The sequence below is a fragment of the Metabacillus fastidiosus NBRC 101226 genome (assembly GCF_001591625.1).
Taxonomy (GTDB): Bacteria; Bacillota; Bacilli; order Bacillales; family Bacillaceae; genus Metabacillus; species Metabacillus fastidiosus.
The window spans coordinates 1-16454 of the sequence record NZ_BCVG01000002.1 but is presented as its reverse complement, the minus strand read 5'-3'; the positions used below and the strand labels follow the sequence as shown (position 1 = coordinate 16454).

The following is a 16454-nucleotide window of genomic DNA, read 5'->3' as shown; positions in this document are numbered from 1 at the left end:
CGGTTTGTTCAATTTTCCAGTAGAAAAAGGAAGCAAGGCTATATTAATACGTTCAAAATTACATATTACGATGAGTGTTTTCTTGGAAAAAGGTATAGTAAAAATAAAAGAATATGCCCTTTATTCATAAAAGACAGGACAAAATCCCATTCTTTTTAAAAATGTATACATACAGTATTAGGGAATAGAAAGTTTAATGCAAGAAAGGTGGTGGGCAAGTGATGGATATTACAGAGCGTTTTTTTCAGTTAGGAAGTGAGTGGAATGTCATTCATTTACCGGAAAAGCCGAGTGGGTTTGGAGTATTAATTATTGGAGACCGCTCCCATTTTGTTAATGAAAAAACGAGTTTTTCCCTTCAACACTATGGGAGAAACCAATTATTAACAGTATTTAGAAATAAAGGTTATACGGTATTTTCATCAAATTTGTATAACCAAAACTGGGGGAGTCCGAACGCGGTTATACTTGCAAAGCAGCTTTATCAAGTCGTCTTGCGAAAAGAAATTTTAAATGAGCGGATACACATTTTAGCTGAAGGAATGGGAGCATTAGTTGCACTGCAACTAATGGAAGAACTAAAAGATAAAATCCGCTCTGTTGCAATGTTAAATCCTTGCCTGGACCTCCAAGCCCATTTGAAAAATGAAAAAGACAATAAGTTTTTCTACAAGCGCCTTCTAAAAGAAATATCCTCTGCATATGAAATGGATGTAAGAGATGTTCCTAATTTCAACTTCAAAGAAATGGATAGTTATAAATCATCTTTACCAGTTCAAATTTGGCAGAAGATGAACGAAGCATATTTCCTCTCCTCACATAACAGTAAGAAGTACGAAATACTAAGGAGGAAGCGAGGGTATCCAATACAATTAATTTATCATTTAGGTGATAATCAGTACCGGGTTAACCATTCCATTATGAAATTTTTCAAGGAACATGAAACAGTATTATAGCAGTCGTATATTTACTTCGCATAACTCGTAATAAGTCTTTTCAGGAAGAGTAGTTCAATCAGGAGGGGGCATCCAAAGTCCCTTGCTGATTGAAGGTTTGAATAATTCTAAACGAATTATAAGGAGGAAATATATTGTTCCATCATGTTGCAGTTTTTGGTGTGCATACTTCTGCTGGTTTTAAACTTTGTGAATTTTTTATAAATGCAGGAACAGAAGTAGATGCAATTATTACTGATCAGAAGGAAATGGCAGAAGAAAGACTTATGTTGATTGGAAGAAATGCTTTACTAAAGGTTCATGAGCAAATTGATTTTGATGAAGTTAATTCAAAAAATGATTTCATTTATTATTGCTGTGATGAGAAATCAGAGTATATTTCGGAGAGATTTAATGAGAATTCTCCATCTAATATCATTATTTTGAAAGTAATGGATGATGAGCAAGAGGACATTTCTGATGAGGTAATACAAGCTATTATTAATGAATCTGAGATAAATGAAAAGTATAAAATTATTCATATACAAAATGGAAGAATAGTAGATAATTAAATGAAAAGTATACGAAAAATAGATAATAATTCAAATAAAATAGGAAGAAATAGAAACATCTACTTGTACATTCAAACTTTAACAGGCTAAAATGAATAGGAACTTATTTTGATTTTAAAAGAGGGAGTGCTTGCCCATGTTGAAGTATCTTGGACTAGTTCCCATCCTTCTTCTATTATTGCTTGGATGTAGTCAAGCTACGTCAACTGGTAAACTTCATAAAGTTGGACTTTTAGTTCCTGAAACAATCAATGACCAAGTTTGGGGTACAAAGGGCTATAAAGGTTTACTGAAAATTCAATCAGAATTTAATGTTGATGTGTTTTATAAAGAAGGTATGGACAATGAACAGGCTGTCCGTCAAGCTGTTGACGAGTTTAGAACAAAAGGTGTTAATCTCGTTTTCGGGCACGGTAGCGAATATGAATCTTTTTTTAATAGTATAAGCAAAGATTATCCAGATATTCATTTTGTCTTCTTTAATGGTGAGACAGAGAATTCAAATGTTACAAGTTTGAATTTTGAATCGAATGCAATGGGATTTTTTGCAGGAATGGTTGCTGGAAAAATGACAAAGGCTAATCATGTCGGCATATTAGCTTCATTCGAATGGCAGCCCGAAGTGGATGGTTATTTCGAAGGTGCTTATTATCAAAATCAAGCTGTTGATGTTAATATAAAATTTGTGGAGCACTGGGATGATGTACATAAAGCATTACAGCTTCTTGATGAGATGATTCAAGAGGGAGTCGATGTTGTTTACGTAGCTGGTGACGGTTATAATGTTCCTGCAATAGAAAAACTGAAAGCAGAAGGTCTATTTGCAATTGGTTATATTTCTGATCAATCAGACCTTGGTGAAGGTGCTGTTTTAACAAGTACAGTTCAGCATGTTGACAAACTGTATGAGCTAATTGCGAAAAAATTCAATTCAAATGAACTTAAAAGTGGAACATTATATTTTGATTTTCAAGATGATGTCATTAGCTTAGGTCAATTTAGTCCGCTTGTTGAAGAGTCTTTTGTTAAAGAACTGGAAAAATCTATAGAAAACTATAAAAAGACAGGGAAACTGCCTAATCAATAATAAAGGAGTAGTAGAATATGCAGCAACATCCAAAAACAATGGAATTTATGCAAATTGCAATGAAATACTTACCAGAAGCAAAACAGAAATTAGATGAAACGGGGATTGAATTATCTCTTGAAACAATTCAGCCAATGATGGAATTATTTACAAAAGTGATGGCTGAAGCTTATGAACTTGGAAAACAAGATGTTGAAAACAAATAAAAGCTGCCTAACTGGTAGCTTTTATTTTTTCTTTTTTATGAAGTTTACGATTGGTGATAAATGCTCTAATACAGGCTTTAAATTATTAATTGAAGTCATAATATCATCAATCTGTCCCATAAGATGAAGATAATTTATTTCATCTGGTTCTTCTTTTATTTCTTCTTTTTGTACAGGTAGTCTATTTCTTTTTTTATAGTTCGTACCAAACATAAGTTTAGTAAATCGGTCTTCCTGTTCTTCAGTTATTTCCGTATTTTCAAGAGCATCTTCTTTTTTATTTATGAATCCATTAGACATTATGTCCACCAACTTTCCTTTAGCTCTTTATTAACTAGTTTATGCTCTCTTTTGAGAAAGGATATAGATAGAAGCACAAAGTAAAATAATTGATCATTTAGTGAAGAAAATAACAATATTGAAAAAGCGATAAAAATGCGTTAGAATTAGTACCAAGTCATAATAATTGATAATAAACTCATTTAGGGAGTTGGAAATATGCACGCTGGAGTAATAGGGGTTGGTCGGTACACACCCGAGAAAGTCGTTACAAATTTTGATTTAGAAAAGATTGTAGATACATCTGATGAATGGATTCGGACAAGAACAGGTATTGAAGAAAGAAGAATTGCTGAAGATGATATTAATACGTCAGATATGGCTTATTTTGCTGCACAGAAAGCTTTAGAAAATGCAGGGATTTCTGCCGAAGATTTAGATTTAATTTTAGTTGCGACAGTAACACCAGATCATCCATTTCCAACAGTTGCTTGTATGCTTCAAGAGAAATTAGGAGCAAAAAAAGCAGCGGCGATGGATGTCAGTGCAGCCTGTGCAGGATTTATGTATGGAATGATTACTGCAAAACAATTTATTGAGCCTGGCATATATAAAAATGTGCTTGTAGTAGGCGCAGAAAAACTGTCAAAAGTAACAAACTGGGAAGATCGTAACACAGCTGTTCTTTTTGGTGATGGAGCAGGTGCGGTCGTAATGGGACCGGTATCTGAAGATAAAGGGATTCTTTCATTTGAATTAGGGGCTGACGGTACAGGCGGTAAACATTTATATCAGGATGAACATATTATTATGAATGGCCGTGAAGTGTTTAAGTTTGCTGTTAGACAAATGGGTGAATCAAGTGTTAATGTACTAGAAAAAGCAGGTTTGACAAAGGAAGATGTTGATTTTCTAATTCCGCATCAAGCGAATATTCGCATTATGGAAGCAGCTCGTACGAGACTCGAGCTTCCGGAAGAAAAAATGTCTAAAACAGTTCATAAATATGGGAATACCTCTGCAGCTTCTATTCCAATTTCACTCGTTGAAGAAGTGGAAGCAGGAAAAATTAAAGACGGTGATCTAATTGTAATGGTAGGATTCGGTGGAGGTTTGACATGGGGCGCAATTGCGCTGCGCTGGGGTAAATAATTTTAGAAATAATCATTTTATAGAGACGAGGTGCCGTTATGGAGAAAAGACGAGTTGTTGTAACAGGGATAGGAGCAGTAACTCCACTCGGGAACGATGTAAATACAACTTGGGAAAATGCTAAAAAGGGAGTATCAGGTGTAGGTGTTTTAACACGAATTAATCCAGATAATTATCCTGCAAAAGTAGCAGCAGAATTAAAAGATTTTGATGTTGAACAATTTATGGATAAAAAAGATGCGAGAAAAATGGACCGCTTTACACAATATGCTGTTGCGGCTTCATTCATGGCAGTGAAAGATGCTGATTTAGAAATTACAGATGAAATCGCACCGCGTGTTGGTGTATGGGTTGGATCTGGAATTGGCGGAATGGAAACATTTGAAAATAACTACCGTACGTTGCTTGAAAAAGGAGCAAAACGTGTAAGTCCGTTTTTCGTACCAATGATGATTCCGGATATGGCTACTGGACAAATATCAATTGCACTTGGTGCAAAAGGAGTAAACTCTTGTACGGTTACAGCTTGTGCCACTGGAACGAACTCAATCGGTGATGCTTTTAAAGTAATCGAAAGAGGAGACGCTGATGTCATGGTGACTGGCGGAACAGAAGCGCCAATTACCGAATTATCTTATGCGGGATTCTGTGCGAATAAAGCTTTATCTACAAATCATGATCCAAAAACGGCGAGTAGACCTTTTGATGCAAATCGGGATGGCTTCGTGATGGGTGAAGGTGCAGGAGTAATCATATTAGAAGAACTTGAGCATGCATTAGCAAGAAATGCAACGATTTATGCAGAAATTGTCGGCTACGGTGCAACAGGAGATGCTTATCATATTACAGCTCCAGCTCCAGGTGGAGAAGGCGGAGCAAGAGCAATGAGAATGGCTCTTGAAACAGGCGGTCTTAAACCTGAAGATATTGATTATATTAATGCACACGGTACGAGCACGCCTTATAATGATAAATTTGAAACATTGGCAATTAAAGAAGTGTTTGGCGATCATGCGAATAAAGTTGCCATTAGTTCAACAAAATCAATGACTGGACATTTATTAGGAGCTGCTGGTGGAGTGGAAGCAATTTTCTCCGTTCTTGCAATTAAAGAGGGGATCATTCCTCCAACAATTAATTTAGAAACTCCAGATCCTGAATGTGACCTTGATTATGTTCCAAATGAAGCGCGAAAGCAGGAAGTAAATGTAGCTTTAAGTAATTCATTAGGATTCGGCGGACATAACGCTACGATTATTTTTAAAAAATATGCGAAATAAATGAGAAGCTTGCCCTCATCAAAAATGAGGGCAAGTTTTTTCTATTTTTAAATGTTATTCTTGACGATAAATTATCACTTCTCTTAATAAAATTAAATTTTTATCACCATCATATATAACCATCATACACTGCTATTAAAAAGAGGTGCTGATGATGGCTATTATTTCTACGCATAAGTGGCTGAAGAAAAATCCAGATGAGCAAAAAATTTGTAAGGAGCTTGTTTCGTATTTTCACTCGCTGAATGAAAAGGAAATTTCAAATCTTTTACATAGTTTTGGAATGTATAAAAACTCTGCGAGCTTGCCTCAAACCATTCAGGAGCTGGAAGAGAAACATATATGGAGCCTCGTTCGAAAAGAAGCAGAAGATCTAAAAACAGAGTGGAGCGGGCCGGACATACCGATTTTTATCTTTCCGACTGATGAGCGAAACAGAAAGATAATGAAAGAATACAAAGGAAGAGCTGGATTAGCTTTTAAAGATAAAATTTTCTTATTTATTTCTCCAAAAGCAAAAAAGGAAGATATAAAATCTCTGCTTACACATGAGTATCATCATACTTGCAGATTGGCTAGAGTAAAGAAAGAAGAATCTATGTTTCATTTACTAGATGTAATCATAATGGAAGGTTTGGCTGAATATGCTGTTTTAGAAAGACTAAGTGGAGAACATCTTGCTCTATGGACATCATATTATAAGGAAGAACAGGCAGTGCGCTTTTTGAAAAATATCATTTTACCAAATCAGTTTTTAAAAAGAGATGATCATAAATTTACAGAAATTATGTACGGTAGAGGTTTTTATCCGAAAATGCTAGGTTATTTTGTTGGTTTCCATATCGTAAAAAAATATAGTGAGAAAACAGGCAGGAAAACCGCTGATATGTTTGAAATAGATGCAGCTGAGTTCACTAGATACCTACTATGAGAGAAATGAAAAAATTACCTATAATTTTTACTTCAAAGAATAAATTCTGTATATTCTGCCTATACTGAGTGACAAATAGGTTGTTGAAGTGAGGGATGGAAATATGTTATTTCTTCATGATGTATGGGTTAATTGGTTTGAAGGAGAAGAAAATGGTTATAATGTCTGTCATTTTCATGAATGGAGGAAAGATGACAGTGTTGAACTGCTAGATCAAGTCCCGCTTATAAAAGTTAGTACACTTCTTTTCGATTATATTGAAAATGACTTAGCAGAGCTTCCTCCTAGTTTATTAAAAGATATTTATCAAAAAGCGTACATAAGAAAAAATCACGAGGAAATTACTCTGGACTACTGTTTTGTAGTAACGGATGGAAAAGGTATTTTAGTTGTTGATACGATAGGCTACACAATTCCAGTTCGGAAAAGCAGAATTATTCCGCGACAAGAGCAGCTTGTATATGAAATGGTTAAAGGTGTACAAGCAGAAGATTACTCGGTTGAATACGAACGCGACATAGAGAAAAAATATCATATTCTATCATTATCACCTGAAAATATGCGCGGTTTAACGAGAAAAGAACGTCAGTTAAAGCAATTATTATTTATGGCTCTTGATCAATTACATTCAACGAAAAATACAGCAGAAGTAAAGTATTGGTATACGGAATGGAATCCTACTATGTATGAGGATATCCAGCATCAATCGTTTCATGATGTATGGGAACAGCTATATGGAGAAACACTACCAGGCTGGACACCAAAACATGCCCAATTATGTGAACGTTTAATTAAAGGACAGCCGTTTTTTGAAAAGCTTTGGGAAATGGAGCACGAATCAAAAGTGAATTAAGTGAGATAAGGCGGTGTCAGGAATTCAATTTCTTCATGCCGCTTTATTTTTATTTAATGAAACAATGCAAGTAGCCGGGGCAGATAGTTTACCTATTTACTAAGATATGTTTTAAATCTTCGTTTCCGTTTCTATTAATCGAGCGGTATGATAGAGTCTGAATAATATGGTGCTGCCTTTCTTGAATATCTTCTAGTTAATGAGTTCTTTTCTTCCATTGTATTAGCATCCTTTTTAATATTAGTAATATCGTTTTCCGTATTCTTTCTTTTATTTTTATACTTTTCTCCCCAAATTAAAATAAAATTCAATTTCTTTTTTATCTCTTCTTATAGCTAATCCTATCATATCTTTGTTAAAAAAAGTAAAACCCCCACAAAGATAAAATAACGTTTGTGAGGGCAGCTTATTATTTTCGTTTTCTTCCCAATCCCATTGCATTTTCCATTTTTTTAATCATTTTGCTAGCCTGTCTATTTGCTTTTTCTGCACCTTCGTCAAGAATTCGATCAAGCTCATCGGATTCCATCAATTGCTTGTATCTTTCTTGAATTGGTGTTAATGCTTTTATGACTACTTCTGCAAGGCCCGACTTAAACTCTCCGTATCCTTTTCCTTCATATTTTTTCTCAATGTCTTCAATTGATTCATTTTCTAAAATAGAGTAAATAGAAAGGAGATTAGACACACCTGGTTTATTTTCTTTATCATACTTTACAATTCCATCAGAGTCCGTAACAGCACTTTTAATTTTTTTCTCAATCTGTTTTGGATCATCAAGCAAAGTAATGAATGCTTTTTGGTTTGCATCTGATTTACTCATTTTCTTTGTCGGCTCTGCAAGCGACATAATACGGGCACCAATCTTCGGAATACGCACTTCTGGAATAGTGAAAATATCGTTATATTTTTTATTAAAACGTTCTGCAAGATCACGAGTAAGCTCTAGATGCTGCTTTTGATCCTCACCAACTGGAACGATATCTGTATTGTATAAAAGAATATCACCAGCCATTAAAGGCGGATATGTTAAAAGTCCTGCAACAACTGCTTCTTTTCCTGCTGATTTATCTTTAAATTGTGTCATTCTTTCAAGTTCACCGATATAAGCAACACATTGAAGCATCCAGCCTGCCTGAGCATGTGCAGGGACTTCTGATTGAATAAATAAAGTTGCTTTTTCAGGATCAAGTCCTACAGCAATATATAAGGCAGCAAGACTGCGTATATTTTTTCTAAGCTCAAGGCGGTCTTGCGGAACTGTTATTGCATGTTGGTCAACGATACAGAAATAACAATTATAATCATTTTGCAGTTCTACAAATTGTTTCATAGCTCCTATATAATTTCCTAAAGTGACTGAGCCGCTCGGCTGAATACCGGAGAAAATTGTTTTCATTTTTAAAAACTCCTTTTTAAATATAAAATTTTTGTGCCAAGCTGATTTAAATTTTAAGTTTATTAAAATGAGCAGAGCACTTATATTTTTCTTGAAAAACACAAAAAAGACCCACTCATCCCATATACAGGGACGATGGACCGTGGTGCCACCCTAATTATTTCTAAATTAGAAATCACTTTTATCCTTTAACGCGGAGAATGTACGTTCATACCTACTATCAGTTCAGTATGACTGCTCGAAAGTCCATTCCATATTAGCCATTACCCATTTCCACCGATCATGGGTTCTCTAAAAATGACTTACAATATGTACTAATCTTTGTCATAGCATTCTTATTTTTTAATTCATTATAAAATTTACAACTGGAAAATGCAAATTTCTTATTCATATAAAGTGAAACTTCTATTAGGGCGGGGCCTCACTTTCCCATTGATAGTTAGTTGAAACAATCGGACCTCACCTATTTCCTCGCTTAGTTACAACTTGAGGTGGGAGTCTTACTGCCTGTTAAGGCTGGGATGAATAATGAATAAAGAGGCAGAAGAGCATAATGAAAAAAAGTGTTAGTCCACTAATAAGAATCGGGACTTGGTTAAATGTAATAACTTTAGACAATGGAATCATATTTTCAGACTCCCGTCTTGATAAATATTTTCCATTGGTAGTAAAGAAGCGGCGGAATCCGAGAGTGATCCCATCATAAAAACCGCTTTTTACAGTTATGGTAAGCAAGGTAAGAAAGAGGTAAGCCCCGCTAATAAAAAAAGTCGAATTGATGAATAATAATAAAGAGATTTTTCCGTGAAAAATAAATGGAAGAAAAATCGCTAGAACTAGAGAAACAGCAATGATAATAATAGTTTTCTTCATAAATACTTCATCCTTCACCCTTCACTGTAAAAAATTCCTTGTTAATCATTATATTAAAATAAAAGCAGAAAGCAAAATGGAATAAATAATTTACTTTTAACAGATAATTTAGAAATATACAGGTTATTTTATTTATCATAATAGCCGTCATTAGATTTTTAGAAATATAAGGAGGCTTTTACATAATGAAAAGACAAAAGCTCATTTTAATTTTAGTTGTTTCTCTCGTTTTTAGTATATTTGTAACGGCATGTGGAAATGGAAATAATGGAAATGAGAAAGGTACGGCAGGTAAAACAGCGGCACAGGAATTAAAAGCTTTGGAGCTGCAGTCTATCCCTTCGATGGACAGTGTGATGGCACAAGATACTGTTAGTTTTACAACAATGAATAATGTAATGGAAGGATTATATAGGCTTGATCCTGATCAAAATGTTGTTGAAGGAATGGCTGAGGGTGAACCGGAAGTAAGTAAAGACGGTACTGTTTATACATTTAAAATAAGGAACACAAAGTGGTCGAATGGTGATCCTGTTACTGCAAATGATTTCGTTTATGCATGGCAAAGAGCGATTGATCCAAAAATTGCTTCTCCTTATGGACCGTATATGATGGACGGAAAGATTAAAGGAGCAGCAGAAATTTCGGCTGCTGGTGCAAATAAGACAGACTATGATGTGTCATCGCTAGGTGTAAAAGCAGTTGATGATAAAACACTTCAAGTGACATTAGAAAGACCAATTCCATATTTCAAATCTTTAATGGCATTTCCTACATTTTATCCGCAAAATAAAAAGTTTGTAGAAGAACAAGGTGAAGATTACGGAAAAACTGCGGATAATCTCGTATTTAATGGACCGTTTGTCTTATCTGATTGGAAAGGAAGTACAGCAGCGGAATGGACATATTCCAAAAATAAAGATTATTGGGATGCTGATACAGTAAAACTTGAAAAAGTTCAATGGAATGTACTGAAAGACCCTCAAGCGGCAGCAAATGCACTTGAAACCGGTGAAGCAGATATTACACCGAAGCTTTCTTCTGATATTGTTCCGCAATATGAAGATGATAAAAGATTAGTGAAATGGTTGGAACCTACTGTATTCTGGCTAAAAATGAATCAAAAAGATAATAAGGCATTACAAAATACAGATATTCGCAAGGCGGTTGCACAGGCAATTAATAAAAAAGATTTTGTAGACAGCATTTTAAATAATGGTTCAATAGTCGCTAACTATGCTGTTCCGCGGGAATTTGTTAAAAATGAAGAAACAGGAAAAGACTTCAGAGAAATAAATGGGGATAAATTATTGCCATACAATGTGGATAATGCGAAAAAAGCTTGGGATAAAGGACTGGCTGCTATAGGCACTGAAGCAGTGGAATTAAGATATTTAACGGATGACACAGAAAATGCGAAAAAAACAGCTGAGTATATTAAAAATCAATTGGAAACAAATTTACCTGGTTTAACTCTGAAAGTAGAGAGTGTACCATTCAGCGTGCGAATTGATCGGGAAAACAGCCAGGATTATGATCTTCAAATGGCAGGATGGGGTCCTGATTACTTGGATCCAATGACTTTTTCTGACTTATGGTTAACTGGCGGCGGTAATAATAAAATGAACTACTCGAATTCCAAGTACGATCAGCTTGTAAAAGATGCTCAGACAACATTGGCGCAAAAACCGGTCGAGCGCTATGAAGCTCTTGCCAAAGCAGAGAAAGTTTTATTGGAGGAAGATGCGGCTATTGCTCCTATTTATCAACGATCTTCCAATTTATTAGTATCTGAAAAGGTGGAAAACTTTACTCATCATTTAGTTGGACCGGAGTACAGCTATAAATGGACATCTGTGAAATAAATTTTAAATAAAAGGAGGCTGTCTCTCAAATTAGAAATGTCAGATTTCTCTTACCGTATATGTAAGAAGAGAGGAGACATGATGAACGAGGGAGCCTTCTTTTTCACTTTGCTTATTTAGGAGTTGCTATTCATGCTGAGATATTTAGCCAGCCGTATCTTTTATATGATTATTACTTTATTTTTAATTGCAACATTTACTTTCTTTTTGATGAAAATAATTCCAGGAACACCTTTTGCGAATGCGAGCAAGCTAACAGAAGCACAGCGGGCGATTATGATTAATAAATATGGGCTTGATGAACCAATCCCTGTTCAATATATGAATTATATGGTGAATCTATTGAAAGGTGATTTAGGTGTATCATTCCAGTTTAATAACGTCGGTGTAACAGAAATTTTGATGAATAGTATAGGACCGTCAGCCACACTTGGATTCCAGGCAATTTTTTTTGGAACATTTTTTGGAATTATTCTTGGTGTAATTGCTGCTTTAAAGCAAAATACGATAGCTGATTACAGTGCCACATTTATTGCTGTTCTCGGGAAATCCATTCCTTCCTTTGTTTTTGCTGGACTTTTGCAATATTATATCGCTGTGAAATTAGGATGGTTTCCAGTTGCATTTTGGCGGGGGCCTGAATATACGGTTCTTCCGACAATTGCTTTAGCGATGTTCCCGCTTGCGACAGCAGCGAGATTTATCCGGACAGAAATGATTGAAGTATTGGCATCAGACTATATTGTACTTGCAAAAGCAAAAGGAGCAAGCTCATTTGAAGTTGCCTTTAAACACGCACTTAGGAATGCGTTAATCCCCGTTATTACAGTATTAGGACCGTTGGTCGTCAGCTTAATGACAGGTTCACTCGTAGTGGAAAAAATATTTGGTATACCAGGGCTCGGGGAGCAATTTGTTAAATCAATTACAGTGAACGATTACCCTGTTATTATGGGAACGACGATTTTATTTGCTGTTCTTTTCGTTATCGTTATTTTAGTAGTGGACCTTCTGTATGGATTGATTGATCCGCGGATTCGATTGGCAGGAGGGAAAAAATAATGGACAAAGAAATATTTACACCCGCAAAGCTTGATTTGGAGAAAAGGGGAGAAATATCCAAACCAAGTTTGAGTTATTGGCAGGATGCTTGGCTTCGTGTGAAAAAAAATAAGGCAGCGATTATCAGTTTCGTTCTTCTAATTTTACTGACGATTATGGCACTTATCGGGCCAAATATTAATGGTCATAGTTATAATGAACAAAATTTAAAACATTCTAATTTACCTCCCAAAGTCCCTGGATTAGAGAATATTAGTTGGCTGCCATTTGATGGGGAGCTAACGAGGAAAAATGGCGTTGTTTATAATGCGTACGAACAAAAGAATGTGAAAGAATATTATTGGTTAGGTACAGACAGTCTGGGAAGAGATTTATTTACGAGGTTATGGAGTGGGACAAGAATATCTTTATATATTGCCGTATTAGCTGCACTTATTGATATGGTAATTGGTGTTGTTTACGGTGCTGTCTCAGGATTTTTTGGTGGGAAAGTTGATAATGTTATGCAGAGAATTACAGAAATACTAGTAGGTATTCCAAATTTAGTTATTGTTATTTTAATGATTATCGTACTAGAGCCTGGAATTATGTCTATTACAATTGCACTTACAATTACCGGATGGGTTGGAATGGCAAGGGTCGTTCGCGCGCAAGTGTTAAAGCTGAAAAATCAGGAATATGTTTTAGCAGCGAGAACATTGGGACTATCCAAAGGGAAAATTATTTGGAAGCATCTTCTTCCAAATTTAGCTGGTGTCATTATTATTAATACGATGTTCACTGTGCCGAATGCAATATTTTTTGAAGCATTTTTAAGTTTTGTCGGTTTAGGATTACAGCCACCTCTCGCTTCATTAGGTACATTGATTGATGAAGGTTTTAAAGTATTACAGCTATATCCATATCAAATGATTATTCCGGCAATCGTTATCAGTTTAATTATGATCTGTTTTAATATGATTGCAGATGGACTAAGAGATGCATTAGATCCGAAAATGCGCGATTAAAAGGGTGGTATAAAACATAATGGAAAAAATTCTTGAAGTAAATGATTTACGTATATCATTTTTTACATTTTCCGGAGAAGTGCAAGCAATTCGCGGGGTAGACTTTCATCTATTGAAAGGAGAAACGCTTGCAATTGTCGGTGAATCCGGTTCAGGTAAATCAGTCACATCAAAAGCAATTATGAGGCTTTTACCAGAATCCAATTCGAAAATTAAAAATGGAGAGATTTTATTTGAAGGGAAAGATTTAACGAAACTGTCTGATAAAGAAATGCAAAAAATCCGTGGACAGGATATATCAATGATTTTCCAAGATCCGATGACTTCATTGAACCCGACGATGAAGATTGGAAAACAAATTATCGAACCAATTGTAAAACATCAAAAACTAAGCAAATCAGCAGCAAAACGCAAAGCACTTGATTTATTGAATCTTGTTGGTATTCCAAATCCGGAAATCCGCTTTAATCAGTACCCTCATCAATTTTCCGGTGGAATGAGACAAAGAGTTGTCATCGCGATTGCACTTGCTTGTAATCCGAAAATTTTAATTGCTGATGAACCAACAACAGCTCTTGATGTAACCATTCAGGCACAAATTCTTGAATTAATGAAAGATCTGCAAAAAAAGATTGAAACATCTATTATTTTTATTACCCATGATCTTGGTGTTGTTGCCAATGTTGCTGACAGAGTAGCGGTTATGTATGGAGGGAAGCTTGTAGAAATCGGAACAGTCGATGAAGTTTTCTATAATCCGCAGCATCCCTATACATGGGGATTAATTAGTTCGATGCCGACCCTTGATACGAAAGAAGAGGAGCTATATGCCATTCCAGGTACACCTCCGAATCTTTTATATCCTCCAAAAGGTGATGCGTTTGCTCCACGGAATGAGTATGCAATGAAAATTGATTTAGAAGAGCAGCCGCCGATGTTCCAAGTATCACCTACACATTATGCTGCAACATGGCTATTACATTCAGATGCACCGAAAGTAGAACCGCCTGCTGAAGTAAAGAGGCGCCAGATCGAATTTCAAGCGGGAGGAGGCAAGTAAATTGGCACAAGCAGAGAAATTAGTAGAAATTAAACAGTTAAAGCAATATTTTAATATCGGTAAGCCGAATGAAGTAAAGGCTGTGGATAATGTTTCTTTTACGATATATAAAGGAGAAACTTTAGGATTAGTAGGTGAATCAGGATGCGGAAAATCAACAACCGGCAGAACGATTATTCGTTTGTACGATGCAACAGACGGGGAAGTGTTGTTTAATGGGGAAAATGTGCATGGGAAAAAATCGAAGGAAGAATTGAAAAAATTTAATCGGAAAATGCAAATGATTTTCCAAGATCCACAAGCATCATTGAATCCGCGTATGAAAGTTTCAGATATTATCGCAGAAGGAATTGATATTCATGGGTTGGCGAAATCAAAAGAAGAGCGAATGGGGAAAGTATATGATCTTCTTGAAACAGTCGGTTTAAATAAAGAGCATGCAAATCGCTATCCGCATGAGTTCAGCGGAGGACAGCGTCAAAGGATCGGTATTGCACGTGCATTGGCCGTAGAGCCTGAATTTATTATCGCGGACGAACCGATCTCTGCACTTGATGTATCGATACAGGCACAGGTTGTTAATTTAATGAAAAAACTGCAAAAGGAAAAGGCGTTAACGTATTTATTTATCGCTCATGATTTATCAATGGTGAAATATATTAGTGACAGGATCGGTGTTATGTATTTTGGCAAGCTCGTTGAACTCGCTGAGGCAAATGAATTATATAATAATCCAATTCACCCTTATACAAAGTCATTATTATCTGCTATTCCTCTTCCAGATCCAATCTATGAAAGATCGAGAGTAAGAAGAACGTATGATCCGAAAGAGCATGGATATAAGCCTGATGAAGAACTCGAATTCCGTGAAGTAAAGCAAGGACATTTTGTTATGTGTTCGGAAGCTGAGTTTAAAAAATATACAGAAAAATAAAAGATGCCAGCTTAGGGGGAGGTTGTTTAGATAGTTATTTTATTCCCCGATTGTCTCCTCTCTCTACTCCCCTCGTGTTTAACTTTACGCTTATCATTCTCTTGTATTTTCACAGAAAATAGGAAATAAAACCTGTTCTAATTTATCTGCAGTCTGATACTATTAGAAAGTAGTTACTAATTAGCCGTAAACAGAAGGGATGATACGATGTTTAAAAAGATCGCTGCAGATGCTTTAGGCTTGTCTGATATTGGGACTATTATTAAGCCTGCTGATTATGATAAAACTGATGCTGATGATTATGTGATGCATGAAGATGATGAAAAAATTTATTTTTTAATTAAAACGAAAGCAGATGAATATTGTTTTACAAATTTAGCACTCATCCACGTGGACGGTGAAAGCGCCATTTCATCAAAGCGAACTTTAAAACGTTATCCTTATTCACAGCATAAAATTTCTAATGTTATGCTCGAAACAGCAGGAAAAATTGATATGGATGTAGAGATTAAATTTAATCTTGGTAACCAAAATTACGATATCGATGTTAGAAAAGATCAAATTGAAGAATTAAAAGATTTATATAAAGCATTGCTCCGAATTTCAGAGATTACCCATGAAAATGAAATTATTATGGATATGGCAGGAGAAAGCTTAAATAAAGCAGTTACTGTTCTTCATAATTCAAGAACGAATGAAGTTAATATTTCTAATCAGTATAAAGAATTAACTGAATTCGGGTTTACTTGGCTGACATCAGTTCGTGAACAATATCATGAAAAAGACTTTGGAGAAGTTTTCGAAAAATATATAAATAACTAGCTGAATCCCTTCTGAAAGGCCTCGTTATGAGAATCCAGTAAAACCAAAGGATTTCGTGACGGGCCTTTCAGCTTTAAGACTTATTAGGCATTTATCCCAGCCTTAACGAGCAGTAAGACTCCGACTTCAAAGTTGTG

At 35.5% G+C, this 16454-nt stretch carries 18 protein-coding genes and 1 other annotated feature; of the genes, 14 read left to right on the top strand and 4 right to left on the bottom strand.

The annotated features are described in order from the left end of the window. Positions 1–221: 221 nt before the first annotated feature. The 4 genes from BFA01S_RS00645 to BFA01S_RS00630 all read left to right on the top strand — a co-directional run bounded on the left by BFA01S_RS00645 (position 222) and on the right by BFA01S_RS00630 (position 2800). On the top strand, positions 222–956 hold the full coding sequence (locus BFA01S_RS00645) for a lipase family protein (protein ID WP_066224559.1): 735 nt from the start codon (positions 222–224) through the stop codon (positions 954–956). 134 nt (positions 957–1090) lie between these two features. Then, the gene (locus tag BFA01S_RS00640) at positions 1091–1507 is read left to right on the top strand and encodes a hypothetical protein (RefSeq protein WP_066224556.1); all 417 of its coding nucleotides are present in this window, start codon (positions 1091–1093) and stop codon (positions 1505–1507) included. 136 nt (positions 1508–1643) lie between these two features. After that, a complete protein-coding gene (locus BFA01S_RS00635; RefSeq protein ID WP_066224554.1) occupies positions 1644–2594 on the top strand; it encodes a BMP family ABC transporter substrate-binding protein in 951 nt (316 codons plus the stop codon). A 17-nt stretch (positions 2595–2611) separates the two neighbouring features. Beyond that, positions 2612–2800 carry a ComZ family protein gene (locus tag BFA01S_RS00630; protein WP_066224551.1) on the top strand — a complete coding sequence of 63 codons (189 nt, stop codon included), beginning with the start codon at positions 2612–2614 and terminating at the stop codon, positions 2798–2800. A 21-nt stretch (positions 2801–2821) separates the two neighbouring features. Here BFA01S_RS00630 and BFA01S_RS00625 read toward each other — a convergent pair whose 3' ends face one another. Continuing rightward, positions 2822–3100 carry a hypothetical protein gene (locus BFA01S_RS00625; protein ID WP_066224547.1) on the bottom strand — a complete coding sequence of 93 codons (279 nt, stop codon included), beginning with the start codon at positions 3098–3100 and terminating at the stop codon, positions 2822–2824. 198 nt (positions 3101–3298) lie between these two features. On the opposite strand from BFA01S_RS00625, the gene BFA01S_RS00620 reads away from it, so the two are divergent. From BFA01S_RS00620 to BFA01S_RS00605, 4 genes are all read left to right on the top strand, one after another. Then, positions 3299–4231: a beta-ketoacyl-ACP synthase III gene (locus tag BFA01S_RS00620; protein ID WP_066224545.1), complete on the top strand. Its 933-nt coding sequence runs from the start codon at positions 3299–3301 to the stop codon at positions 4229–4231. Between the two features lie 38 nt (positions 4232–4269). Further along, positions 4270–5511 (top strand): beta-ketoacyl-ACP synthase II, encoded by a 1242-nt coding sequence (gene fabF / locus BFA01S_RS00615; RefSeq protein ID WP_066224543.1) that lies wholly within the window; start codon positions 4270–4272, stop codon positions 5509–5511. Positions 5512–5665: 154 nt separating this feature from the next. Further along, complete coding sequence (locus BFA01S_RS00610; protein ID WP_066224542.1) at positions 5666–6442, top strand: DUF2268 domain-containing putative Zn-dependent protease; 777 nt, start codon at positions 5666–5668, stop codon at positions 6440–6442. Positions 6443–6545: 103 nt separating this feature from the next. Continuing rightward, positions 6546–7295, top strand: coding sequence for a YjbA family protein (locus BFA01S_RS00605; RefSeq protein WP_066224539.1), 750 nt, complete (start codon positions 6546–6548; stop codon positions 7293–7295). Positions 7296–7429: 134 nt separating this feature from the next. Here BFA01S_RS00605 and BFA01S_RS22190 read toward each other — a convergent pair whose 3' ends face one another. The 3 genes from BFA01S_RS22190 to BFA01S_RS00595 all read right to left on the bottom strand — a co-directional run bounded on the left by BFA01S_RS22190 (position 7430) and on the right by BFA01S_RS00595 (position 9567). Then, positions 7430–7606, bottom strand: coding sequence for a hypothetical protein (locus BFA01S_RS22190; RefSeq protein WP_156483491.1), 177 nt, complete (start codon positions 7604–7606; stop codon positions 7430–7432). A gap of 98 nt (positions 7607–7704) precedes the next feature. Next, a complete protein-coding gene (trpS, locus tag BFA01S_RS00600; protein ID WP_066224536.1) occupies positions 7705–8694 on the bottom strand; it encodes a tryptophan--tRNA ligase in 990 nt (329 codons plus the stop codon). 125 nt (positions 8695–8819) lie between these two features. Beyond that, positions 8820–9031 (bottom strand) — a binding site (T-box leader). Between the two features lie 173 nt (positions 9032–9204). Then, positions 9205–9567 (bottom strand): DUF3899 domain-containing protein, encoded by a 363-nt coding sequence (locus BFA01S_RS00595; RefSeq protein WP_066224533.1) that lies wholly within the window; start codon positions 9565–9567, stop codon positions 9205–9207. 185 nt (positions 9568–9752) lie between these two features. Here BFA01S_RS00595 and BFA01S_RS00590 point away from each other — a divergent pair, with 185 nt between their 5' ends. From BFA01S_RS00590 to BFA01S_RS00565, 6 genes are all read left to right on the top strand, one after another. Then, entirely contained in the window at positions 9753–11432 is a 1680-nt protein-coding gene (locus BFA01S_RS00590) for a peptide ABC transporter substrate-binding protein (RefSeq protein WP_066224530.1), read from the top strand. A 132-nt stretch (positions 11433–11564) separates the two neighbouring features. After that, entirely contained in the window at positions 11565–12494 is a 930-nt protein-coding gene (gene opp3b / locus BFA01S_RS00585) for an oligopeptide ABC transporter permease (RefSeq protein WP_066224526.1), read from the top strand. Beyond that, positions 12494–13501 (top strand): oligopeptide ABC transporter permease, encoded by a 1008-nt coding sequence (gene opp3C, locus BFA01S_RS00580; protein ID WP_066224524.1) that lies wholly within the window; start codon positions 12494–12496, stop codon positions 13499–13501. The genes opp3b and opp3C overlap by 1 nt, the downstream gene beginning before the upstream one ends. A 19-nt stretch (positions 13502–13520) precedes the next feature. Further along, a complete protein-coding gene (locus tag BFA01S_RS00575) occupies positions 13521–14561 on the top strand; it encodes an ABC transporter ATP-binding protein (protein ID WP_066224520.1) in 1041 nt (346 codons plus the stop codon). Position 14562: 1 nt separating this feature from the next. Further along, on the top strand, positions 14563–15495 hold the full coding sequence (locus BFA01S_RS00570) for an ABC transporter ATP-binding protein (protein WP_066224515.1): 933 nt from the start codon (positions 14563–14565) through the stop codon (positions 15493–15495). 207 nt (positions 15496–15702) lie between these two features. Next, entirely contained in the window at positions 15703–16317 is a 615-nt protein-coding gene (locus BFA01S_RS00565) for a PH domain-containing protein (protein WP_066224513.1), read from the top strand. The last annotated feature ends 137 nt before the right edge of the window (positions 16318–16454 follow it).